The 25,499-nt window shown below is 40.4% G+C and carries 18 protein-coding genes; 13 read left to right on the top strand and 5 right to left on the bottom strand.

The window, feature by feature from the left end:
• Window positions 1-126 precede the first annotated feature (126 nt).
• Window positions 127-3,501 carry a PAS domain S-box protein gene (locus tag CLI64_RS04515; RefSeq protein WP_103136101.1) on the top strand — a complete coding sequence of 1,125 codons (3,375 nt, stop codon included), beginning with the start codon at window positions 127-129 and terminating at the stop codon, window positions 3,499-3,501.
• A gap of 81 nt (window positions 3,502-3,582) precedes the next feature.
• Window positions 3,583-3,960 (top strand): response regulator transcription factor, encoded by a 378-nt coding sequence (locus CLI64_RS04510; protein ID WP_103136100.1) that lies wholly within the window; start codon window positions 3,583-3,585, stop codon window positions 3,958-3,960.
• A 243-nt stretch (window positions 3,961-4,203) separates the two neighbouring features.
• On the opposite strand, the gene dnaX is transcribed toward CLI64_RS04510, so the two are convergent.
• Complete coding sequence (gene dnaX, locus CLI64_RS04505; RefSeq protein WP_103136099.1) at window positions 4,204-7,443, bottom strand: DNA polymerase III subunit gamma/tau; 3,240 nt, start codon at window positions 7,441-7,443, stop codon at window positions 4,204-4,206.
• Window positions 7,444-8,025: 582 nt separating this feature from the next.
• Here dnaX and CLI64_RS04500 point away from each other — a divergent pair.
• The 4 genes from CLI64_RS04500 (at window position 8,026) to CLI64_RS04490 (ending at window position 13,426) form a co-directional block, all read left to right on the top strand.
• On the top strand, window positions 8,026-8,682 hold the full coding sequence (locus tag CLI64_RS04500; RefSeq protein WP_225977509.1) for a hypothetical protein: 657 nt from the start codon (window positions 8,026-8,028) through the stop codon (window positions 8,680-8,682).
• A gap of 74 nt (window positions 8,683-8,756) precedes the next feature.
• Window positions 8,757-8,882, top strand: a complete 126-nt coding sequence (locus CLI64_RS31875) for a hypothetical protein (RefSeq protein ID WP_264082490.1) — start codon at window positions 8,757-8,759, stop codon at window positions 8,880-8,882.
• A gap of 27 nt (window positions 8,883-8,909) precedes the next feature.
• Window positions 8,910-12,665, top strand: coding sequence for a tetratricopeptide repeat protein (locus tag CLI64_RS04495; RefSeq protein ID WP_103136097.1), 3,756 nt, complete (start codon window positions 8,910-8,912; stop codon window positions 12,663-12,665).
• Window positions 12,666-12,850: 185 nt separating this feature from the next.
• Window positions 12,851-13,426: a hypothetical protein gene (locus tag CLI64_RS04490; RefSeq protein WP_103136096.1), complete on the top strand. Its 576-nt coding sequence runs from the start codon at window positions 12,851-12,853 to the stop codon at window positions 13,424-13,426.
• Between the two features lie 68 nt (window positions 13,427-13,494).
• Here CLI64_RS04490 and CLI64_RS04485 read toward each other — a convergent pair whose 3' ends face one another.
• From CLI64_RS04485 to CLI64_RS30635, 3 genes are all read right to left on the bottom strand, one after another.
• Complete coding sequence (locus CLI64_RS04485) at window positions 13,495-14,802, bottom strand: NF041680 family putative transposase (protein WP_103135335.1); 1,308 nt, start codon at window positions 14,800-14,802, stop codon at window positions 13,495-13,497.
• A gap of 311 nt (window positions 14,803-15,113) precedes the next feature.
• Window positions 15,114-15,836 (bottom strand): response regulator transcription factor, encoded by a 723-nt coding sequence (locus CLI64_RS04480; RefSeq protein WP_103140588.1) that lies wholly within the window; start codon window positions 15,834-15,836, stop codon window positions 15,114-15,116.
• A gap of 502 nt (window positions 15,837-16,338) precedes the next feature.
• A complete protein-coding gene (locus CLI64_RS30635; protein ID WP_157943189.1) occupies window positions 16,339-16,512 on the bottom strand; it encodes a hypothetical protein in 174 nt (57 codons plus the stop codon).
• A 400-nt stretch (window positions 16,513-16,912) separates the two neighbouring features.
• Between CLI64_RS30635 and CLI64_RS04475 the strand changes: the two genes are divergently transcribed.
• Together CLI64_RS04475 and CLI64_RS04470 are read left to right on the top strand one after the other, a co-directional pair.
• Window positions 16,913-18,217 (top strand): hybrid sensor histidine kinase/response regulator, encoded by a 1,305-nt coding sequence (locus CLI64_RS04475; protein WP_103136095.1) that lies wholly within the window; start codon window positions 16,913-16,915, stop codon window positions 18,215-18,217.
• A gap of 84 nt (window positions 18,218-18,301) precedes the next feature.
• A complete protein-coding gene (locus tag CLI64_RS04470) occupies window positions 18,302-19,408 on the top strand; it encodes a cell wall metabolism sensor histidine kinase WalK (protein WP_103136094.1) in 1,107 nt (368 codons plus the stop codon).
• Between the two features lie 259 nt (window positions 19,409-19,667).
• Here the strand turns inward: CLI64_RS04470 and CLI64_RS04465 are convergent, their stop codons facing one another.
• Window positions 19,668-20,123 carry a response regulator gene (locus CLI64_RS04465; protein ID WP_103136093.1) on the bottom strand — a complete coding sequence of 152 codons (456 nt, stop codon included), beginning with the start codon at window positions 20,121-20,123 and terminating at the stop codon, window positions 19,668-19,670.
• Window positions 20,124-20,920: 797 nt separating this feature from the next.
• Between CLI64_RS04465 and CLI64_RS04460 the strand changes: the two genes are divergently transcribed.
• The 5 genes from CLI64_RS04460 (at window position 20,921) to CLI64_RS04440 (ending at window position 25,353) form a co-directional block, all read left to right on the top strand.
• The gene (locus tag CLI64_RS04460; protein ID WP_103136092.1) at window positions 20,921-21,361 is read left to right on the top strand and encodes a hypothetical protein; all 441 of its coding nucleotides are present in this window, start codon (window positions 20,921-20,923) and stop codon (window positions 21,359-21,361) included.
• Window positions 21,362-21,483: 122 nt separating this feature from the next.
• Window positions 21,484-22,686 carry an AAA family ATPase gene (locus CLI64_RS04455; protein WP_103136091.1) on the top strand — a complete coding sequence of 401 codons (1,203 nt, stop codon included), beginning with the start codon at window positions 21,484-21,486 and terminating at the stop codon, window positions 22,684-22,686.
• Window positions 22,687-22,870: 184 nt separating this feature from the next.
• Window positions 22,871-23,641, top strand: a complete 771-nt coding sequence (locus CLI64_RS04450) for a pentapeptide repeat-containing protein (protein WP_103136090.1) — start codon at window positions 22,871-22,873, stop codon at window positions 23,639-23,641.
• 48 nt (window positions 23,642-23,689) lie between these two features.
• The gene (locus CLI64_RS04445; protein WP_103136089.1) at window positions 23,690-24,310 is read left to right on the top strand and encodes a TenA family protein; all 621 of its coding nucleotides are present in this window, start codon (window positions 23,690-23,692) and stop codon (window positions 24,308-24,310) included.
• A 146-nt stretch (window positions 24,311-24,456) separates the two neighbouring features.
• On the top strand, window positions 24,457-25,353 hold the full coding sequence (locus CLI64_RS04440) for a 2OG-Fe(II) oxygenase (protein ID WP_103136088.1): 897 nt from the start codon (window positions 24,457-24,459) through the stop codon (window positions 25,351-25,353).
• Window positions 25,354-25,499 lie beyond the last annotated feature (146 nt).

The following is a 25,499-nucleotide window of genomic DNA, read 5'->3' as shown; positions in this document are numbered from 1 at the left end:
AGACAAGGTAGAAATGAGAAAATTTTTCTCCCCCATGCCCAATACTCAAAATTCTTGAATTTTGAATTTTGAATTTTGAATTGATTAGCTCAATGCCCGCCACAGCCACCTCAAAAAATCTGAAATATGCCTACCCAAATTGAAGAATTTAGTCGTTACCTTTTAGAACATTGTCCTGTCGGGCTGGTGCTGTATCACCCAGATGGCAGGCTGATCGACATTAACCCCACTTTTGCCGAAATTTTGGGGCGTACTGTCACAGAAACTCTTCACCTCAACTACTGGGAAATTACAGGGGAGACATCTTTAGTGACTGAACAGGCTCTGCTCAAGAGTATAAAACCAAGCGATCGCCTGAATTCTTATGAAAAGGAATTCATTCACAAAGATGGACATCTAGTTCCCGTTCGAGTCTCAGCACAGATGGTTGAAAAAGCTGGGGAATGGCTGATTTGGTCGAGTGTGGAAAATATTAGTGACTTGCGAAAAGCGCAACAAGAACATCAACAAGCGGAAAAAATTTTAAAACAGAACGAAGCTCGCTACCGTTCTTTAATCAAAACTAACACGCAAATTATTTGGGTCAGTTCCCCAGAAGGAATTTGCTTTGAACTGGCAGACTGGATTGCTTACACAGGTCAAAGCCTAGCTGAAGCCGAAAACGGCGGGTGGATTGAGGCTGTGCATCCTGACGATCGCGGTTATACAGGAGAAGCTTGGGGTCATGCCGTAGCTAACCTCAGCCAATATCAAATTGAGTACCGCATTCGGGGTAAAGACGGCAACTATCGCTACTTTTGGGTTTGGGGCGCACCTGTGGTTGAAGATGATGGTAGTGTGCGTGAGTGGATTGGTACTTGCACAGATATTCATGACCGCAAACTAGCAGAAGCCGAAAATCAACGTTTAAAAGAACGATATCGCACTTTAGTTACAGCCTCTTCTCAGATTGTTTGGGGTGCAACTCCAGAAGGTATGGCCATCAGCCGGGAAATGCCGACTTGGATGGCTTATACAGGTCAAACAGAATCGGAAGTAGAGGGTTGGGGATGGCTGGAAGCAGTCCACCCTGATGACCGCGATCGCTCGGCTCAAATTTGGAATACAGCCGTAGCCAGTCGATGTCTCTATCAAACCGAATATCGCCTACGTGGTAAGGACGGTAACTATCGCTACTTCTCGGTTTGCGGCGCACCTGTTAAAGATGCAGATGATAACGTGCGGGAATGGATTGGCACTTGTATAGACATTCACGACCGCAAACTAGCAGAAGCTGAAAATCAACATTTATTGGATATGCTCAATCATTCCAGTGATGCGATTATCATGCGCGATATGACTGATAGAATCTCTTACTGGAATCAAGGTGCAGAAAATCTCTACCATTTGAAGCGCGAACAAGTCAAAGACCAGTGTATTCAAACTTTTCTCACCAAAACCTTTCCTAAACCCAAAGCAGAAGTGATTGCAGACTTACTAGAGAAAGGTAATTGGGAAGGAGAAGTACAACACCTGACCGGTGAAGGCAGATTGCTGATAGTTCAAAGTCGCTGGACACTGCAACGAGACATCTCTGGTAAACCCTGCGCTATCCTGGAAATCAATACTGATATTACGGCGCAAAAACAAGCAGAAATTGCCCTCAGACAACTCAATCAAGAACTGGAAGCCAGAGTGATTGAGCGTACAGCCGCATTGCAAGACACCCTGGCACAAGCCCAAGGGTTAAACGCCATTTTAAATAATTTAGTGGATGGTCTGTTGGTAGTAGACACCGCCGGACACATCACCCACTGCAATCCGGCTTTTATCGCCATGCACGAATTGCTGACTACTCCAGTCGGTCAATATTATCAGGAACTGCCGATCGCCGGTTTAGCAGATGTGATTGAAAAAACTCTGTCCCATCCCCAGGAAATATTTGCAGCCGAAATTACCTTAGCGAAAGAACACATTGGTCAGGCCGTAGCCACTGCTATCTTTAAACAAACTACAGCTTATGAACCTGCAATTTGTTTCGGTTCGGCTGTGTTGATTCGGGATGTCACAGCAGAAAAGGAAATCGACAAAATGAAGACCGATTTCATCTCTACGGTGTCTCATGAACTGCGAACACCTTTAACTTCTGTGCTGGGGTTTGCTTCCATCATTAAAGAAAAGCTGGAAACGGATGTCTTCCCACTTCTAACGACCGAAGACCGTAAGCTACAAAAAACCATCAAGCGAGTAGGTGATAATCTTAACATTATCGTAGCGGAAGCCGAACGACTGACATCTTTAATTAACGATGTCTTAGATATTGCCAAGATGGAAGCAGGTAAAGTGGAATGGCAAATGCAGCCCCTTGATCCCGATGAGTTAGTAACTTGGGCTACCACTTCCACAGCCGCATTATTTGAAACCAATGGCTTAAATTTAATCACTGAGATTGCACCTGGTTTACCTCAAATTGTGGGCGATCGCCATCGTCTATTGCAAGTTTTAATAAACTTAATTTCTAATGCTGTGAAATTTACGCAATCTGGTAACGTTACCTGTCGTGTACAACAGGCAAATGATGGTGTGTGTATTAGTGTCATTGATACAGGTATTGGTATTGCACCCGAAGACCAGCCGAAAGTATTTGAGAAATTCCGCCAAGTAGGTGATACACTCACAGACAAACCCAAAGGTACAGGGTTAGGACTGCCCATTTGCAAACAAATTATCGACCATCACGGGGGTAAGATCTGGGTAGAAAGTGAATTTGGTCAAGGTAGTACATTTTCATTCGTTATTCCCACTTATAAAAGTGACAATAAAATCACTGCCAAGCTGAATCTAGATGCACTAGTTAAGCAACTCAAAGAACACGTTATTACCACCAATGCGGCACGTAACCACCAGCGCAAAACTATTTTGGTGGTTGATGATGATACTAATATTCGAGAACTCCTGCGCCAACAATTAGAAAATGAAGGCTACAATGTCCGAGAAGCAAAAGACGGCATGGATGCAATTCAACAGATTAAAATAGCTCGTCCCGATTTGATTGTTCTAGATGTGATGATGCCGCAAATCAATGGTTTTGATGTGGCAGCTGTCCTCAAAAATGATCCTCAGACAGCAGATATTCCTATCATTATTCTCTCAATAGTTGAAAATAAGGAAAGGGGTTTTCATATTGGCATTGACCGCTATTTAACTAAGCCTATCGACTCCGAAAAACTGTTGCGTGAAATTGGATTACTACTTTCTCAAGGAACTTCCAGTAAGAAAGTATTAGTTGTTGATCAAAACGCATCCACCTTAAAAACAATGTCTGATGTTTTACAAACTCAAGGATATAACGTAATTGAAGCAGCAGATTCTCAAGATTGTATTCACAAGGCTCTCTCAGTTAAACCTGACATGATTATCATAGATTCTATCTTGTCTGAAGAGGCTGAATTAGTGAAAACTCTCAGGTTTGAAAAAGAGTTAGAGAATGTATGTTTTATTTTGTTATCGGATAGTCAATAGTCAATGGTCAATAGTCATTAGTCATTAGTCATTAGCCATTAGCCATTAGTTAAATATTCTCTTTTTAAAACACCAAATAATATGACCCAAAAAATTCTTATTGTTGACGATGAACCGAACATTGTAATTTTAATGGAACAAGCTTTAGAATCATTAGAAGATGAGGGAGTGGAATTACTCACGGCAAGAAATGGAGAGGATGCACTAGCAACTATTAAAGCTGAAAAGCCAAATTTAGTTTTTCTAGATGTAATGATGCCCAAAATGAGTGGTTTGGAAGTTTGTCAAATTGTTAAACAAGACTTACAAATGACTGATGTTTACATTGTAATGTTAACAGCTAAGGGACAAGAATTTGATAAGCAAAAAGGTATGGATGTGGGTGCTGATTTATATCTCACTAAGCCATTTCGCCCTAAAGAAGTGCTAGAAAAATCAATGCAGGTTTTGGGTTTATAACGCAATACGGTTCAGTTAAGGCTAAAATCTGGGTTTTGTGAAGTAAGGAAAAGTTAGTAGTAAGGACTTTAGTCCTTAGATAAGGACTGAAGTCCTTACTACAAACTATTTTCTTAACTGAACTGTATTGCTTTTAAAATGCTTGTTATTAAGTTGGATTTCAAAGTGGGAGGGAACAGAAAGACAGCGCGTTTCTAATTTGCTTTCCCTCACTATTCCCTATTCCCTACCTGAAAAGAATTTCTAAAAATCATCATCTACCACTTCATCAACCCAATCAGATGTAGTGATTTCTGATAATTCCTCTCCATCATCCGTAAATCGGATCACTTTCCCATCAAAAAATTGTGCCAAACGTTGGGCAGCGATCGCTACTTCATCGGTTTCCCAATTAGCTATCGGTGGTTCACTGGTTGGGGGGTCTGGTGTTTTGGCTTTACTGGCTGGGGGTTCGGGTTTGGCTGGTGTGGGTGTGACTGGGGGTGGCTGTGGTGTAGCTGGTTGGTGGTTATTGTAACTGGGTGCAGGGGACTGCTTGACAGTGGGTGAACTATTAGCCGTACCATTACCGTTAACTGGCGGTGTTTTCTTGACTGTGGAGGGAGTTGATATATTGGCTTTTTCTAGAGTGACTTGCACTTCCCGATTCACGGTCTGTTGAAAAGCTGCCGTAATCATCGGTATATCAGATTTTACTTTATCAAACCACACAGGTTTGACACCAACACGAGCGATATTACCCTCAAACTCAATCAAATGGCACATTTGACCCAATAAAGCCCGTCTGGGTATTTGCTGAATATTATTCAATACCTGTTGCCAAATTTGCCCTAAATCTAACTGTGTTGTAGCAACAGGTTCTGGTGTAGGTGGCGGTGAGGAATTGGGTGTTACAGGCTGTGTTTCTGGAGTCGGGGAAGGTAAGGGTGATGAAGCAACAGGGGCTACTTTTTCCTCTGGGATGGGTGGATGGGAAGGCGTAACTGGTGGAGGTGGTGGTGGCGTTGGGGTGACTCTGGGAGTTGGTATTTGTGGCGGAGTGGATAAACGCTGGTCGCTGGGGGAAATAACAGGTAATACGCCTGTATGAACCGATGGTATATTAGCACTCGGTAAGAGTCCTAGTAATGTCACCTCTAACCATAGCCTGGGCTGGGTGGTGTTTTTAATTTGCGCTTCGGCGGTTTGTAAGTGCTTTTGACCAAGCAAAATATTACTGACGGGTAAAGATTGGGCGCAATCAACTAGTGCTTTCCACGTTTGCTGGGTGCAGGCTACTAAATCTTGGCGGTTGGGTGCGGTTTTTGCTATCAGTAAATCACGGTAGAAACCTGCAAGATTTTGCAAAATCGTCAGTGGTTCTCGACCCCGATCTAAAATTTGGCGAGTTTGTTCTAATACTACTTCGGCGTTATCTTGGGCGATCGCAGTTAATAATCCCAACAAATCCCGTTCGCTGACTGAACCCACCAAATCCCAAACTCTTTCGGGTATGACTTCCCCTGGTAATAAAGCCAACTGGTCAAGCAGACTTTCCGCATCTCGCAATCCCCCTTGGGAAAGTTGAGCTACTAAAGTCACAGCTTCGGGTGAAATATTAATATTTTCCTTAGCGGCGATCGCACTTAAATGCTTGACCATCGCCCCTAACTCAATACGTCTAAAATCGAACCTTTGACAGCGAGAAATAATGGTGGGTAATACCCTCTGTGGATCGGTTGTCGCCAGTACGAACACTACGTGCTTAGGTGGTTCTTCTAATGTCTTTAGTAGCGCATTGAACGCTGCACTACTGAGCATATGACAATTATGAACTAAAAGCCCATTGGCTACAAAATTATGATTATCCTCAACTTCAATGTCATATACTCGCTCAATTCCAGCGAGGTGAACAGATTCGACCTGTTCCAAACTTGTAATCCATTGAGGGTATTGCATACTGTTTAAGGTCTGCCAGCCATTTTCTACTGGTGTTTGCGCCCATAGATATGTAATGGTAGTGCTTTCCTGTTCTACTTCTGGTGTATGACTTTGTTTCTGCTGGGTATCCGATTGTTGTGAGCCAATTGGCAATGATTTGATTTTCTGTGGCAGAAAATCCTTCTGTATGCAATTGAATTCTTGGACTCCCTGCTGGAGAAAGGCTGAGTGAGCCATCATCCATGTACCACCAAGCAAGTCCTTCTGGTGAAATTCGATTAAGCCAAGACCAAGAGACGGTTTTCTTATCCCCATTGGCTCTAACGATGTCAAAGACATCTTTAAGTTGGGGATGACAACAGGTGTTGCTAGTGATGGAACTTTTACCGTATCCCTGATTAGTGGTGAAGCGTCGTGTTGGTCGTAATACTTGTAGCCGAGATACTTTGTAATCAGACCACTCAAGCTGATTTTCGGCGTGTGTCCAAGCCAATCTGGGGAATCTGCTGTGTTTATTGGGATAGATGATGGAACAATCCCCAAGTAGTGTTCCGTAAATAAGTCCGAGTATCTCTGGCTGTATAACTTCAGCTGTGGTAATAAAGTTTTCTGTGCGCTTAATCCAAATTCCGTGTCCTTTTTTGAATGGGTGTCTTTCCCAGTGAGACTGTATACTTTTAATTCCTTTGCCTTTTGTTTGTAGAAAGCCTGGTAAATCGAGCTTTTCTCCACAGCCACAGGCACACAAGGGACGGAGTAACTCCGCCTGTTGCAAAATATATTCCAGGTTGTACGATTTTTTCCCGTAGGTATTGCCTTTGAACTGGTGTCCTGAAACAAATCGGCGGACACGTCCATCTGTGCCAAATTTGTAAATGAGGTTGCCGCAGCCACATTCACAGGGGATAGTATCTTCGCTCCTTCTTTGACGTTTCTTGCTGGTATCCATCCCTGATCTGTCCTAATTAAATGATTTCCCGTACATCTAATTTCTTGGCGAGTGGTCTTGATACGTAATATTTCGCGTTCACCTTGGTCTAACCACCGGAGGACTTTTTTGAATTGCCACTTTTGTAATGAGTCATTGTAACTGAGGACTTGTTTGCCCTTGATGTTGGGATCATCAATTCTCACCAGACCTTCAGTAGTTAAAACCAGTGAATCTCCTGTTAAACACTCGTCAATCACATAAACTTTATAGCGGCACTGCACCGGAGCGAATTGGGCTTTTTCAATCAATTCGCGGATATTATCAACACCAGTATTACTAGCCGCATCAATTTCAATTACATCTAGGGAGTAACCTTTGGTGATCCCTTGACAAACATCACAAATTCCGCAGGGTTCAGCCGTAGGTTGAGGGCTTTGGAGACAATTGAGCGACTTAGCCAGAATCCTCGCACTAGAAGTTTTACCTGTCCCTCTAGGGCCAGTGAACAAATAAGCCGGTGCAATTTTCGCTGAACAGATAGCATTAATCAGAGTGGTAGCGATCGCCTCTTGCCCCACCAGTTCAGCAAAACTCTTTGGGCGATACTTGTGGTGCAGGGGTTCGTAAGACATGGGGCTAACGGACTTCCAACTAAAAAATATACAATTGCTTCGGCGAGCAGGGGGAGCAGGGGTAGTAGAGGGAGCAGGGGAGGAAAAATGCAATAAGAATATTTGTTTTGACTTATTGAATAGTTTATTTTCTGGAAGTCCCTAAAAAAAAATGCAATGCCTTTGGTGATTGAAAGACCAAAAACCTGATCAGTATACCAGTTTTATTCTTTGACCTTGAACTCTTATTACTAAAAAGACAGCCTGGGGATTGGGGATTGGGGACTGGGGATTGGAAGGCAGACAGGGTAGACAAGGTAGACAAGGTAGACAAGGTAGAATTTATTTCCCAACTCACCACTCATTACTCATTACTCATTACTCATTACTCAGCACTCAGCACTCACTCCCCCCAGGGTTAAAGCATTTTAAACTTTACCTCCCATCTTGGCGACAGTGACATAACCTAGAAAAGACAATTAAATAAACTTGCCCATATATATTTGGTTGATCAGAGTCAAGGGACACTATAGTCGATAGCGTCAGCGTCTACAGTAGTTAATCGCTACAATCTTCAGGTAAACATATTAAATGGTACATCAAATGCTCAGGCGGCTTATTGAATGGATTAAGGGGTTTTTTCAAGGCTTATTCGGCAAAAAATCAACTGCGGCAAAAGTTAATAGGGAAATTTCCACAGAACCTGCACCCCCACTTACCGACACAGATTTAGAGTTTCTGTTTACTGAACTCCTTGAAGGAGTACATCAGGCGCGTGGAGAAACATGGGCTTTACGGTGGCTGCAAAATATTGAGCATCGCATTACAACGGAACGCTGGATACAGTGGTTAAAGCAATTTGGTGAAAAATTGCTAGCCGCCTCTTCGCCAAATAATGAATTAGCCTCTCGATTAGTACAACTAGGTGAGTTGAACATCGGAGAAATCGGTGATGTTGCCTATGATATCGGTATGCAGATCCTCACCCGCAATCAAGGTGAACCCATCTGGGAATATGATGGCCCTGATGCTGATAGTACAAATATACCACAAACTCCAGACTCATCAACCCCTGAAGAATTTCCCGAAGGAGAATTTCAAACCGTCACCTTGGATGAATTGTTTGTGATGTTGCAACAAGATGAAAACCTAAGAAAACAAATGGCTGCCCAACTAGCCATTGAAACAGATGATCCGCAAGTCATTGTTGAGACTTTAGTCAATCAGTATTATGCTGCGAGTCAATCGGCGGCGGAGTGAATTGGGGGCTGGGGACTGGGGATTGGGGACTGGGGACAAGGTAGCAAAAACTAATGACTAATGACTAATGACTAATGACCAATAAAGAAGTTTTGTATATTTTTTATAAAAATTTAACGGAAAACTCGGAGAATTTCAGTAGATTTTGCATAAATCATGCTAGGCTACGATTTTTCGGCACAACGATGGCTACAATCTAGGTTAAATAAAATCCAAGAGTATGGCAGATGCTCACTCGGCTATTGCAGTGGTTTAAAACGGTAGACACACACCCAGTTCTTAGTAACCAAACTGGCTCTTTTAAATCTATCAGGGAAGAACAGATGGCGGAAATGCCACCTGAGTTAACTAATGCGGATCTGGAACTCTTGTTCACTCAGCTTTTAGAAGGTGTGCATCAAGGGAAAGGACAACAATGGGCAATCAAGTTCTTCCAAAGGATGGAAGACCGGATTAGTATTGACCGTTGGATAGATTGGCTGTTGATTTTTGGTGAAAAGTTGCTTTTGTCGCCTGCACCTAATCATCTCGTAGCCACACAAATGATCCAATTAGGTGAGTTGGATATTGGTAAGGTCGGTGAACTAGCTTATGAAATCGGTATCCAGTTGTTAAATAAAGATGCTGATGATTTGTCTTTGGAGGAGCAAGAGCCAGAAATATCAGATTCTGCCATTGATGATGTTACTGATCTACCCCTAGATACCCCAGGACAGGAGTTGATTCGTAATTTCGGTGAACTGTTATGGGAGTCGGAAGAACCAGAACTTGCATCTACTAGTGATGAAGAAATCCAATTTTCCGCCAGTAGTCCGCAATTAGAGACAGAAACACTTACGGACGGTGACTCAGAAAATCCACAAGAATTAGTTTGGCAAGAACAGCCCCAAGAAATAGAGTTTGCAGCACCTATTGAGTCTCTGGTGGCGACGACTATCGAAAACTTGGCTGAATTGAGTTGGGATGATCACTCGGAAGCAGTGATTGTCACTACTCCGGTGGAAATTATGCCAGATCAAGCAGATACCATCACTAGTTTAAGTGAAGTGGTATTTGATACATCAGCCTTAGATATCGGAGCGGTAGTTTTAGCGAATCAAGGTGGATGGGAGCAGTCGATAGACAATTTAGAGTCGAATGTTGCTTATACGATAGATGAATTGTTAGTGCGACTGGATCAAAGTGCTAGTTTAGTTCAGCAGTTAGCAGCTAATCTTGCTGTCCAACCGCAACAACTTCCTGCTATTCAAGGTGAATTTTCCAGTGTGGTGCAGGCGCAAGCGTTGTTTTATCAAGGTTTGCAGCAAGCAAAAAGTGGTGATTTAAAAGCAGCGATCGCTTCCTATGAACAAGCGATTCAACTTAACCCCCACTCTCATGAGTATTGGTTTAATCGGGGTTTAACGTTATTTCACTTAGAAAGATTTACGGAAGCACTCGCCTCCTATGACCAAGCCATTCAAATCAAGTCTGATTATTACAAAGCTTGGTACAATCGGGGCGGCACTCTGGGACAATTAGGATTATTTGAAGAAGCGATCGCCTCGTTTCAAGAAGCCATTAATATTCATGCTGATAACTCGGAAGTTTGGTCTAGTAAAGCTTGGGCAGAATTAAAATTAGGGCAAATTCCCGAAGCTATAGCTAGTTATGAGCAAGCACTGCAATTAGAACCCCAAGATGCAGAAAACTGGTATTACCGAGGAATTGCTTTAAGTATTGATGAACAACATCAAGCGGCGATCGCTTCCTATGACAACGCCTTAGAAATTCAACCAGATTTCCATGAGGCTTGGATTGACCGAGGTGTCGTCTTATTTAATTTAAAACGGTGGCCAGAGGCGATCGCGGCTTGGGATAAAGCTTTAGCTATTCAACCGGATTTTTACTTAGCTTGGTATAATCGAGGTATCGCTTTAGACAACTTAGGGCGCAAAGAAGAAGCGATCGCTTCTTATAGTCAGGCGATCGCTATTAAGCCAGATTTTCACCTAGCTTGGTACAATCAAGCCGTTGCCTTATTTTATTTAGAACGATATTTAGAGGCTATATCCGCCTACGACAACGCCTTAAAAATTAAACTCGACTATTGGGAAGCCTGGATTGGTCGAGGTACGGCCGTAGGTCAAATTGATACTGATAATTTAAATCTCTTAACTACTATTGCTTTAAATCATCCTGGCTTAAATCAGGGTAGTTACGCAGGTAAAATCGCCAGTTATGAAGAAGGGTTAAAACAGGTTCGCGCTGATACCCACCCTGAAGGCTGGGGTAGACTACACCTGGCGATCGGTAATACTTACTACGAACAAGGTAAAAAACAGCAGACATCGCGCAACTCTTGGCGCAAAGCTATAACTGAGTATAATCAAGCACTATTAACTCTTACATATCAAGATTTCCCCCAGTGGCATTTAGAAGTTTTACAATCTCTGATTAAAACACTGTTGGGACTAGGACAATTAGCTCAAGCACAAGATTTATTACAACGTGCTACTAACTTATTACAACAATTGCTCAGTGATAGCAATCGTACTGAAGAAAGTAAACGACAGTTAGCCCTCAAATTTGCTGGTATAGAGCAAATGACAGTGGATGTGACTGTAGAGTATGGTGATTTAGTAGAAGCATGGGAAATTGCCGAATATCACAAAAATGCTTGTTTAAATAGGCTGTTGTTTACTAGAAATACAGATATTTCCTGTCTCAATTATCGCGCTACCCAAACATTACTCAATCCCCATACCGCGATTATTTACTGGCATTTTAGCCCCGCAGCCCTACATACCTTTATCATTAAAGACCAAGCCCCGTCGCCAATTCTGGTCTTTACACCCATGCAAGATGCCGAGAAAACAGGTACATCACTGCAAGATGTACCTTTACCGGAAGCAACAAGACGACTAATTGCTTTTGAAAATTGGTTAGAAACTTGGCAGCGAGACTATCAAGAATATCGCCTACAAGCCCAAGATGAAACTAGTAAAAATAATCATCCTTGGCGATTAGGAATGGAGGCGAGATTACAGCAATTAAAAGATATTCTAGAAATTAATACTATCATTCAAGAACTGGAAGATATCCAGCAATTAATTTTAGTGCCGCATCGGGATTTACAAAGATTGCCACTTCATGTCTTATTCCAGATAGATGAAGCTGGAGAATATAGTCCCGAATTAAACTTAGGTATTACTTACCTGCCTAGCATTCAAACAGGTTTATCTCTGCGGAATGCCAATCTGGGGGATTTAACAGAACAAGCATTATTAAGTATTGAATATCCTATCAATAGTTATCATTCAAACTTTAAATTTGCCAATCTGGAAGCAGAAATCGTCAGCCAAATGTTTAATAATCCCCAACGCATCCAGGCACAAGCAGCCACTAAAGAGAATGTCGAAAATAATTTATTTGATCGTTATTTTAATCAGTATAGTCTTTTCCACTTTGCCGGACAGGTAATTAATTCTATAACTGAACCTACCGCCTCAGCCTTAGCACTCACAGGTGAAGATAAACTGACTTTAGCAGAAATCATCCAAGGTAATTTAGCTACTTATAATTTAGTTACCCTTTCTAGCTGTGAGACGACAATTACTAGTCACCAAACCATTACTAGTGAATATGTCAGTTTAGTAAATGGATTTTTGAGTGGGGGTGTACCGCATATTTTGAGTAGCCTATGGACTGTAGAATCATCAGCTAGTGCGTTAGTCATTATAGAATTTTACCGCCGACTACAGTTGGTGCGATCGCCTGATCAAGCCTTAAGCGCAGCCACGCAATGGCTACGAGAATTAACAGCCTTAGAGTTACGACAATGGTATGAAGATTTACTCAATCAATTACATCCAGAAGAATTGAAATTACGCGCCTATTTAGCCACACAGCTTTATAGAATCAGTAAAATGGATGGGGATAAAAAGCTATACTCCCACCCTTATTATTGGTCAGCTTTTATCATTACGGGTAAGCCTATTTAAAGTATTTTGGAATTTTTAATTTTCTCCTTTCCTCTTCTTTAGTTTAGCCACACCAAAGAATAAATCTTTTCTGCGATCGACAATACTGGATTGGGTATAAATACATAAATTTGCTGTTGCCGAATAAAATGGCATCGAGTATAAAGTTGAGCGTAACCTAATCATAGCATTCTGTATAAATACTTATGGCGAACAATATCAGTAACCAGGGTAGAACTTCCGCACCAGCTTACCTTATGGATACGCCTGGCTCACCTAAATATGCAGTCATTCCTCTATTAACAGTAGGTGATGAAGTTCCTTTATTAACCAGTACCTTCAGTTCTACCACTGCACCGACTGTTGACTCTAGCCAACTCTTTGCATTTACTGGTACGCCTAATGCTACTGGTACGACCCAGGTCAAGATTGATGGTAAAACCTATCATTATGTTTGGGTCAATCACGGACTAGCAGGTGATGTCACCACAAATATTTCTACCACCGCCACAAATAAAACAATCATTGGTGGAAGAGTATCCTTGTATGTTTTTGACCAAGACTGGAAAGTAGTTGGCGGTAAAAACTTAGTTGAGAGCATTACAGATTCTACTGGTACATACACTTTAGATACTGCTACTGGTTTATATACAAATAGCCAAGGAAGTTCTCTGGCTGATATTGACAGCTTTGCTTCTGCTTATCTAGCTACATCTGGCTTCGTAGATAGCAATGGTCAAGAAGTTCCTCTCCTTTTTGAACCTAACTGGAGTTTAGACTAAGCAGCAAAAAATGACCCAGGAAGGCTGAGTTGAAAATAAATAGGCATTAGACATAAAAATCGACAATCTTAAGCAGATTCTGATTGTTGCTTACGTGGCTTAGTTGTAGTTTTTCTAACAACAGGATAGCGAATTCTACGTTGTCGGGGTTGTCCAGTCTTCCAGCCAGGGGACTTTCCGCGAGGTTTGGGCGGACGGGCAGGAGTACCAATCGTCGCTAAAATACTTCCCATCGCCTGAGCAACCCTACCTGGAGTCAAACTAACTAATAACTTTTGCCAAGGTAAAGGGTTGTCTGCAACGATATCACGGGCTAACCACAATTCCCAAGTCATGATGGGCATTAAGTCACTCCAACGCTCACATTGCTTAGGGGTACGTAGCTTGGGAAGAGTCCAGTGTAAGCGTTGCTTCAAAAAGCGATACCAGTGGTCAACAGTAAAACGCCGCAAGTAGAGTTGCCAAACTTCTTCTAAAGGCGGCATTTGTTCTCCCAGCCAAGCCAACCACAAAGGTTTTGACACCCGCAAGTTGCCAAGCTCATCAAGACGCTCAACCCGAATCAAGGACATCGGACGTGTAGCGGCTTTCCGAAAATGAAAATTTGACCACAAGCTCACCTTGATACGTCCTAGTTTTGGATGATTTACTTCTATAGTTTGAATGGCTTGAGTCCATGTCGAAGCATCATTCAACTTAAATTTATCACCATGTTTTCTCGGTCGTCCCTTGCCAGAATATGGTGGTGGTGCGCCCCATAAACAAAGATTTGAACGCAAACGTACCAAAATGTCTGCTTTAATATTACTCGTCTTCAAAACGAAAGGAGCGCACCCGTACTCACTATCCCAAACCGAAATTGGTCTGGTAGGTAAATTTTCACAAACTTGTTGTAATTGCCATGCTGCTTTCTGGATTGGGCTTTCCCAACTGGTAATTCGCTCGTGTCTCAATGGTAATGCCCAACTGCCCGAACTCTCCGGTATCCAAGCAATGGTGCTATAGCCCTGACCAATGGTGATTGGTTTGTCACCTCCCATTGAGACACTGCTGTGTTCAATTGTCCTTTCCTGTAGCGTTACCGCATCTGGCCTTGGCCAAGCTGTATGGTCGCCAGCCAACAACGGACGACCCTGGTGTGGCATCTGTTTGATGTATAACTGCATCAATTTTTGTCGCTGTGGCCTGCTATCTTGTAACGCTTCATAAATACTTGACCACTTGCGTCTAAATGCTGGTGATAGTGATAAATCTGCCAAACTGTAAGCGTTCCGAGTTAGCAATATTGCATCCATCAGTTCAAATGTTGCATCATGCGCTCTACCTAGATAGTTATACGCTGCTTGACGAAATTCCTCTAATTTGGCACGGTTCATATTGGCAGATGAGAGTTGGTGGTTCTTCTCTCAGCTTCTGCTAATAGGGGACTGTGTTCAAGCACACCCCTTATTTTTCGTTGTCGCACCGGGAACTAGTCTAAACTCCAGAACTAGGGCTTGCTGAAAAAGTCCTTGAGTGGAGATATAGTCAGTGATTAAGCGGACTTGATATCAACGGTGAATTTGAGAGAACATTAATTTAAAACCTCGGCTTCTTTGATAAGTCGAGGTTTTTGAGAGCAATATCAGCTGCACATACGAGGATTTATCGGGCTTCTAGATGTAGCGAATCTCAAGGCTAAAAGATATTATGCCACCAAACCGGAACGCAAAGCACGTACAGCCGCCTGGGTACGGTCATCAGCACAGAGTTTGTTAAGAATATTCCGGACGTGGGTTTTAACTGTACCGACGGTAATATAAAGTTTCTCAGCAATTTGTCCGTTACTACAACCAGCAACGATTAATTCTAGAATTTCTAACTCTCTTTGGGTGAGGGGGTATGTTTCTAAAACTTGCTCGTATTCTGAAGGTAAGGCTTCAATTTTGACTGTTTTTGGCTTATCTGCGGATTGAGTTTCTACAGGGATACCTTGGCGCATTTTCTGTAATACTACATTGGCGATCGCTGGATCAATCCAAGAGTTACCGGCGAAGGTAGCTTGTATCGCCTCTGTCAACTTACTGATACTCGTCTCTTTCATGTAATAAGAGTCTGCACCAGCTGCGAAGGCTGCTAGCACCGCATCCTCTGTGTGATCCATTGTCAGGATCAAAATTTTCGTGTTTGTTTGTCCACTTTCGACTTGATAGCGTTTAAACTTGCGGGTGAGTTCAATTCCATCCATGTCGGGTAAGCCAATGTCTACCACCGCAACATCTGGCTTGGCTGTTTCCAAAAGTTTTAGTCCTTGGGTAGCATTAGCAGCTTCACCAATTACTTTCAATCCTCCGTGGGACTGCAATGCAGCTTTCAGCCCCATTCTTGTCAGGTCATGGTCTTCAATTAAAATAATACTGATTTCGTTCATTGCTTCACCCACTCTTCTCCCTCTACAACTGACAAACTAAACCGACAAATTAAATTGTTTTAGTTGTTTTTAATTTGCTTTTAATGAGTTTTCCAAACCAAAGATAGATGTTATTTGCATAGGTTTGCATCCACCGATAGAAATAATCAATGTGATGTCTTTTGAAACTTGACTAAGCTAAAAATCCTGCTTGGGATATATTAATTGCTGACTCAATGTGATGAATGGATTACTCAGTTATCCAGAGAGTAGTTAAAAATAATTATTTTATTTGGTGAAGCAAAACTCCATGTCAAGAGGTCACAATTATAAATTTGACTAGCCTTTTGGCTGATATTACGCCTCTCTAGTCTAGCGCAGGCTGGATGAATCCCACAAATTGACTGTAACAGATTATGACTTTGGTATTGACGGAGCTATACTTATCGTTAATTGTGAATTTTGTCAACTCTCATGGCTAGCGATCGCACAATCAATACAGGTGTAGATGTGACGATCACCACTAACTGATCTGAGTCTCAAAGGTATCATCAGATTTAGCTGTAGCGGAATTTTTACACAAGAGGTGTTTCCTGACTCCAATACAAGCGATCGCGACATTGAAACGGCTCAAACCAACGGTAAATAATGCTCCTTCCCAACTCTCACCAATGGGTGAGGACGGGTCTTCACTCATTCTTTTAGAATTGTAATTAAGTTTAATAAAGTATTTTATTTTACTTGGGAATACTGCTAGCTTTTTTGGCAGTTATTTACTATTAACCTATGGACTATTGTGTACTCACGGATAATTAACCATGAAACAAAATTGCTAACTGGGAAATCTAGATTTTGAAGTATGTTCATACAATTGTAGCAAAAAAATAGAAACTAATACCGTTAGTTATTAAACTCACTTTCATCAGATTTAGCATTTGTTTTCAGATTAAATAGTATCATCTGAAGTCTAAAATTTAGAATTTAGAATTTAGCATTTTGTGGAAACAGCTAACTCAACATTTAACATTATTTACTTTGATCCTTCACACCAGATATGTTTGATACCAACCTGTATTTAACAGCACAAATCAAGACCAATGAACGAAACGTTGAGAATTTTGGTCGCCGACGATGATGAATTAGACCGCCAAACAGTTTATTTAGCTTTCACCCAAGCAGGCGTAAACATCGAAATGGCTGAGGTAAGTGATGCCAAAACTGCGATATCTATCTTAAGAAATACTACTTTTGACTGCGTTTTTTTGGATGCTCGCTTACCAGACCAAGATGGTATAAGCTTAATTAAAAAGCTCCGCGATTCGGAAATTAAAGTACCTATAGTAGTCATCACAGAACAAGGAGATGCACAAATCGCCGTTGAATTAATGAAATCAGGTGCTACAGATTATCTTGATAAATCTAGATTATCTTCAGCAACATTAACTCAGGTTTTACGCCATGCGATCCGCCTCCATCAGGTGGAAATGCAGGCAGCTTCAGCACATCAAAAACTCAAAGAAAGTCATGAACAATTATTACGGAAAAATCAAGAACTGGAAAAGCAAAGACAACAAATACAGCTACAAAATTTAAAACTGCTAGAAGTTTCTCAGCTAAAATCACAGTTTTTAGCTACCATGTCTCATGAGTTGCGAACCCCTATGAATGCTATTATCGGGTTTGCTCAAATCCTGTTGCGTCCTAAATTTGGTAAACTCACATACCAACAAGCAGATATGGTAGAACGTATCCTCAATAATGGTAAGCATTTACTCATGCTGGTAAATGAAGTCCTCGATTTTTCTAAATTAGAAGAAGGAAAATTAGCACTACAACCAGAATTTTTTGATTTAGCTAACTTGACTAAAACAGTAGTTGGTGAAGTGCGTTCTCTAGCAGAGGCAAAAAAGTTATCTTTGATAGTCAAAATAAATATAGATAACCCTGTAGTGTTTAACGACCCCATCAGAGTCAAACAGATATTATTGAACTTATTATCTAATGCGATTAAGTTTACTGAGTCTGGTAGTATTTGGGTGGAAGTAAAAAACCTAGAAGAAAATCGAGTGGCGATCGCAGTTCGCGATACAGGGATAGGTATATCATCCCAAGATTTTCAGCATATTTTTGAAGCTTTCCGGCAGCTTGATCAAACTATTACCCGCAAATATCCGGGTACAGGTTTGGGTTTAGCCATTATCAACTCCCTAGTACAGATGATGGGAGGTAAAATTCTTCTGGAAAGTCAAATAGGAGTAGGCTCAATGTTCAAAATAGAACTACCAAGACAAATATCATTATCGACCACAAATAAAACCTCAGAGGGTGTACAATTTGATGGCTCAGGAATTCTATCTACGGTGCAGAAAATCAGAAATCATAACTCAGAATCGCGCACTTAGAATTTCTTCCACCTTAGTCTAGAAATTGCGAAAAGTTTTAAAAAAATTTCTTAAACAAAAAAAATTCTTAACCAGTTGATTATCATGTCTGTTGTGGAAAACTCTCAAACTGATCGCATTTTAGCTGTTGATGATACCAGAGATAATCTCATCTTAGTCCAGACAATTCTTGAAAGTGAAGGCTATGAGATTGATTTAGTCACAGATGGGATTTCAGCCTTAGCAAAAATCGCTCAATCTCCACCTGATTTAATTCTCCTAGATGTGATGATGCCAGGAATGGATGGTTATGAAGTAACTCGACGCATTCGCAATAATCCCCATCTCAACTACATACCCATTTTGTTAATTACGGCTTTTCACGAATCCAGTGTTGTGGAAGGTTTAGATGCCGGTGCTGATGATTTTATTCGCAAACCATTTGATACAGATGAACTTTTAGCCAGAGTGCGATCGCTTCTTCGTCTCAAGCACAGTCTAGACGAACAACGCAAAATGGCACGTCAACGGGAAGACTTTGTCTCTCGTCTCACCCATGATTTACGCACACCCTTAGTAGCAGCTGATCGAATGCTGGGGTTATTTGAACAAGAAACCTTTTGCAAAATTTCCCCCGAAATGAAACAAGCGATCGCTGTGATGATTCGCAGTAATAAAAATCTCATGCAAATGGTCAATACCCTCCTAGAAGTCTATCGCTTTGAGGCAGGTAAAAAAACCTTAAACTATGAAAGCTGCAACCTACCAGAAATCGCCACCGAAGTAGTCAGCGAACTCACCCCATTAGCTGACGAAAAAAATATCAGTCTCAAAGTCGATACCAGTCAATTAGACAATTCCGGCGAAAACCCTGCTTTCGTCATGGGTGATGCTTTAGAGTTAAGGCGCGTTTTACATAATTTAGTAGGTAACGCCATCAAATTCACCGACACAGGCGGTGTAAGCATTAAAATTTGGGAAACTAATCAGCATTGGGTAAATATCGCAGTAGCAGACACAGGTTATGGAATTGCACCTGAAGACCAAGCTACTATTTTCGAGCGATTTCGCCAAGGTAGAAATAAAAGATCAGGTAGCGGCTTAGGATTACATTTATCTAGCCGCATTATTGAGGCTCATCAAGGTAAAATCGGACTGACATCCGAACTCGGCCAGGGTAGTACATTTACAATCCAACTACCCAAAAAGTAGATTAATCACACAATTTTTGATTTGGCGGAAAGTTGCATGCAGGGTTCCCCCCTTTGAGCAAACTTTCCGAAACGAATTTTCAATTTTGAATTGGTATATAGCGTTTCCTCGTCTACTGGGATACAAATTTATCCGTGTAACCTGCGGGTAGGCTTACGCCATCGTTAGAGAAGCAAGCTATATCTGTGTGAATCTGCGTTTAACTATTGTCATTTGTACTCTACTAGGGTGAGCAAGGCTATAACCTGTTCCCTATTTTCTATTCTTGACATAACTGATAGGGTAAGAAGAACTTAAATTTACCCCATAGTAATCGGCGAATTACTAACTCTAACTCTTCTATCATGTAGGGTTTACACAAATATCCTGCAAACCCAGCTTGCATAATCCGTTCTTGATCCTCTCTATCCGCTAAAGCAGTGACAGCAACCACAGGAATTTTGCAAGTGAGGGGTTCTTGTTTTAAGTACCCCATCACATCAATTCCATTAACACTAGGTAACAAAATATCCAACATAATTAAGTCTGGCTGATACTCTTTAGCTACTAGTACAGTAGTTGCGCTATCTTTTTGACAAATAAATCTACAGCCAAGTGACTCCAGAGCATAACTAATCAGCAGTAGACTGTCATCGTGGTCTTCCACTGCTAAAATTAACGGCTGCTGAGGTTTGTGCTGCTTATGCTCATTCATGAATGATTTTGCCAGATACATTTTAGAAGATCCCACGAGAATTTACGTTCACGATTCCTATACACAGATAAAGTCTCTTATTGGTAAAAATTAAACGAGTCACACTGCAAAAAGCCAATTTAAGATTAGGGAATATTTCTCTATGGCTACACCAAACATCCTCATTAACAGCAAATTTTTCTAGAGAGAAAAATAATTCCTACACAAATAGCATACATCTGCTTATTATCAGCAACATTACGGAATATTTTTTGCATAGATTCATAATAGCTTAATATATCTTTTCTTGTAAGACCGTATAATTCCTGGTTTAAATTCTCTCAGTAACCTAAAATATACAATTTCGTCAACAAATCTCCTGCATTGTTATGTATTAAATAATTTAGATTTATTCAATTTAATATAACAATTTGTAAAATTATGTATAGTCTCTTTATTTGTGTAGTATTTGTAGCATAAAATATATTTGCAGCTAAACATTGAAATCCTTCAATCATTGATGACAAACAAGATACCTATGCTTTGAGAGTATCTGAAGCCGCTAATTCTCGCCAATTAGATATAGGAATCCGATTTGATTAAGAGAAAAAATCTCAGTAGATGTAAGGTGTGTTAGCAACGAGAGTACCACACCTACAACCAAGGACTTTGGTACGTCACGGCTTACGCCTAACTATGTATCTGTGCAAAAATCAAGTAGGAATTCTCTAGGACTATTATCCCAAATATTATTTAGTAGCTAAAATTCATCAATTAGTTAGTAATCATACTCTATCCCAAAGTTAGTAAGCGGCATAATCTTCAATTCCATATAATCAATGAACGATAAATATCAAACAGTTGAGGAAATCACATATATTATTCAATCTTTCCACAACTGCACCTTACCCTGTCACCATTGGGATCATCATGCTCATTTAACCGTTGCTCTATGGTACCTTACCCATTACCCGCAAGCAGAAGCTATCCACTTAATTCGTGAGGGTATAAAAAAATATAATCAATCTATGAATATTCCCACCACAAATAATCGTGGTTATCATGAAACTATGACGTTATTTTGGATCTATCTAGTAAGTAAATATTTAAAACAGATTCACATTAATACTGGGTTATTAACCATGACTAATCAATTGATTCACAATTATGGTAACAAAGATTTAATATTTGACTACTATAGTAAAGAATTAATCATGTCTGGGAATGCTAGGCGAAACTGGGTAAATCCAGATTTGCAGGAAATAGATGTTGAATATTGACTAAATGATTACTACTTTTGACGGGCTATGGTTGTTGATATACCTGAATTATTCAGAAAATTGGGATTCTACAACCTCTCATAATTTGTTTATAGACTACTACCTTTAAATAAACACAAGATATGGAATTTGAATATTTTAGTCGCTACGATAGTACACCAAAAAATCAAAACCGCCAAAGCTTACTGGCTACTGGCTGGCGACCCTTACAACGAGAAATAAATTGGCAATTTTTATGGGAACTTTTTAATCAAGACACCAAAGAATTGACGCAAAAAACCTTGAATTTAGCTAGTGGAATGGCGGAAATTTTAGGGAGAAATAATTATACATGGTGGGCAAATATCTTAAGTTTAGCCTCCGAAAACACTCGCTATGAGATAGAAAAGTTTTGGCACTATATTACACCAGAACCACAAGCACCAGATTATCGTTACAAAGATGTCTTAAATACGGAAACTCCTATATTGCAATTTGTTAGTCGCAATAGTATTCCCATTGACTATGTGTTAAATCGCCTACAAGAAATCACAGTTTTACGTGTTTTAAACGTCTTAGGTCAGCCTGATATCATTACTCAACATTATCTAGAAAGAGATTTTTATTATCCTGTAGAAAAATTTGTGAACTGGGAAAGAATAGATGTAGTCAATACAGTATATGCTTATTGGTCACAGCAGGATGTTTGGCTACAAATTGAAGCTTACGATCGCGGACGGCGACAATATACCCTAATGTCTAGAGATATGTCGCCACTCATCAACAAAGCCACATACGACCTAGCCGTGATGTTGAGTGGTTATCAAAGCCGTGTGGGTAAGGTTCACAGCCAATACCCCATTCGCACTTTCCCTACAGATATTCAAAGCTTCACAGATACAGTCCAGCAAGCCATCCTCAATCAAAATCAGCTAGCAGTAGTAGTTCATGGTGAACCAGGTACAGGAAAAACAGCTTGGACACAAGCAGTAGCACAAGAAATTCTTGTACCATTAGGATTCGTCATTTTTATTTTGGATCATGATGCGATCGCTAACTTTGTTCCACCCACATATTTAGAGCGAATTTGCATCATTATTAACGAAGCTGACAACTTAGCTCAAAATCGTGCTTCGGAAGTCGCCCAGTATAACAACAAAACAGAACACATTTTGAGTCTATTGGATGGAACCTTATATCAAAGCGTGATTGACGACACAGGAATTCACAGCAAGCAGCGACTAGTAGTATTAATGACTTGTAACACCACTGAAAGACTAGATCCAGCAATGCTGAGAAAAGGTAGAGTTGATTTAATGTATGAATTTGCTCAACGATTTGTCTAACTCAAAATCAAGCAAGTTCCCATCCCTAAAGGGAAAGATATCTTTACCCTACATCCTTATACCCTTTATTACTTAGTTTCGTTGGTTCACTGAGGGCAATTGCTGAGGTTACTCTTATCATAAGCTCAAGTATAAATTTGTCTTAGTTGATTTGAGTGCTGAAGAGGCAGTTTTCTCAACCAATATGAAAAATATAATTTTAGTCACATCCGTATTTTTAACTACCTTTAGTCTGACCAATACGGCTCAAGCAGTAAATCCTGAACATTTAAAACAGCTATTAGCAACCAAGCAATGTCAAAACTGCGACCTATCTAATACAAGTCTAGTGATGGCAGATTTATCAGGAGCAAACCTTAGTGGTGCTAACCTGACAGGTGCTAATCTTAGCCGTGCCAACTTAAGCAGTGCGGACTTACGGGGTGCAAATTTGAATGGTGCAGGTTTATTTGGTGCTAACTTAAATGCAGCCAAACTAGGTGGTGCAAATTTAGCAAATGCAGACTTGCGAAGTAGCTATCTAGGAAATACAGAATTTACTGGTGCTTACGTAACTGGTGCTAACTTTCAAGGAGCAGTCGGTATACCATTACAAATTGCTACAGCCGATGAATTCTATGCGTTAGGAGTAGCAGAAGGTCAAAAAGGTAATCAACGTCAAGCTATTACTTATTTTAATCAAGCGATCGCCATCAAACCAGAATACGCAGGTGCATACTTAGCTCGTGGTGTCGCCAAATATCAAATGTTAGACAGAGAAGGAGCATTTCAAGATGCTCAAACCGCAGAAAAACTCTTCACCAGCCAGCAAAACACTACCGGAATACAAACATCACAAGCCTTTATCAAAGAAGTGCAAACCCCCTACACAGAAAAAGTCAGCGCAGGTAAACCCACCTTTACTGACTTTATAGGTAGTCTTGGTTCAGTATTACTACAATTCCTACCGTTTTAAATGCTGACACCAAACTCATGACTAATGACTAATGACTTTTGACTAACAATGACCCTATCTACTCAATTATGGGAAGCAAATCAAAACATAGCACAAGCCTGTCTACAACATCCCTTCGTCCAAGGTATTGCTGACGGTTCGTTAGCACAGCACAAATTTGCTTACTATGTAGGACAAGACGCATTTTTTCTAGAATCTTTCGCGCGTGCTTATAGTGTAGCTGCGGCTAAAGCACCAGACTGGCATGGTTTTGCAACATTTCACGCCTTAGCTGGAGGAGTTTTAGCAGAATTACAACTGCATCAAAATTATGCTCATCAATGGGGTGTTGATTTAACCACTGTAGAACCTGGAATGGCTACCCGCCGCTACACGGACTTTTTACTAGCCACAGCTTGGAGTGCAGATGTAGGGTTAACTGCGGCGGCTATGTCTCCTTGTATGCGACTGTATGCTTATTTAGGAGAACAATTAGCCAGTAATGGTATTCCCAATCATAGATATACTAATTGGGTTGAGACTTACAGCAGTGCAGACTTCGCTCCACTAGCACAGCAATTAGAAAATGTCGTCAATAATTATGCCAAAGCTGACAATTCAACTCACACCACATATCGCTATGCCATGTTATGCGAATACGATTTTTTCCAAGCTGCGTGGATGATATAAACAAAATTTACTTGATAGCTATCCAAGATCGGCGTGCTAAAACTATTACATTAGTAAATGTGCCAAATACACTACCAAATTAACGCCAAAATTAGTCTTTTTGTTTTTTTAGCCACAATATTAACTATCAAAAAATACCAAATCAAATGTCTATACAACAGAATTTGCAGCCATCGACATCTCAAAATATCAAAGTCCAGCTTCTTTTAGCTGGAGGACATCAGTATACTGTTTACTTAAACTCAGACACAACTATCCTGCATAGCCTCTTAACAACAATAGTTGCTCGTGCTTATAAACAAGAATCGGCTAGTACAAAATTATTCCAAATTCCTATCAACGAAGGTCATTCAGTCTTATGTTTCTCTAGTGATCAACTAGTTGGTGTAGTGACAGAACCTCCTGTTTGGCTACAACAAGTAGACAATAATAACAATACTAAATCTATAGATTCTAATATTTTAAATTCTAATTACATTCAAATAGATAACTTCCTATCATCAACAGAACATCAACAACTAATTGAGTATGTGTTAGCTAGAGAATCTCATTTTATTCCTACCAGCACTTCTACTAGTGATGAAAACTATCGGCGATCAATGGTACTCTACTCATTTCCAGAATTTTATGAATTAATCATCGATAAAATTAAAAATATAGTTCCCGACATTACAAGCAAATTAAACATACCATCTTTTAACATATCTCAAATAGAAGGACAAATTACAGCACATAACGACGGTAATTATTATAAAATTCACAACGATAATGGCAGTCCAGATACTGCTAAAAGAGAACTGACATATGTTTATTATTTTTATCAAGAGCCAAAGCGATTTTCCGGTGGAGAACTATTAATATACGATAGTAAAATTGAAAATAACTACTACGTGCAGGCTGAATCCTTCAAAACTGTTGAACCTCGTAATAACAGTATCGTATTTTTCCTCAGCCGATATATGCACGAAGTTCTACCTGTAAGTTGCCCATCTCAAGATTTTGCTGATAGTCGTTTTACTGTCAACGGTTGGGTTCATCGTTGATATCAAAAAGCATAAACACTGACTACTACATACTATCTTTAGTCACCAATCAGAAATAATACTGAAAATCAAATTGCTACAAAGCCCATAGTATTAAATGTAGGTTGGGTTGAGCGATAGCGAAACCCAACATTAATATCGAAAAC

The sequence above is a fragment of the Nostoc sp. CENA543 genome, assembly GCF_002896875.1.
GTDB lineage: Bacteria > Cyanobacteriota > Cyanobacteriia > Cyanobacteriales > Nostocaceae > Trichormus.
This window is presented reverse-complemented; position numbering and strand designations above follow the sequence as displayed.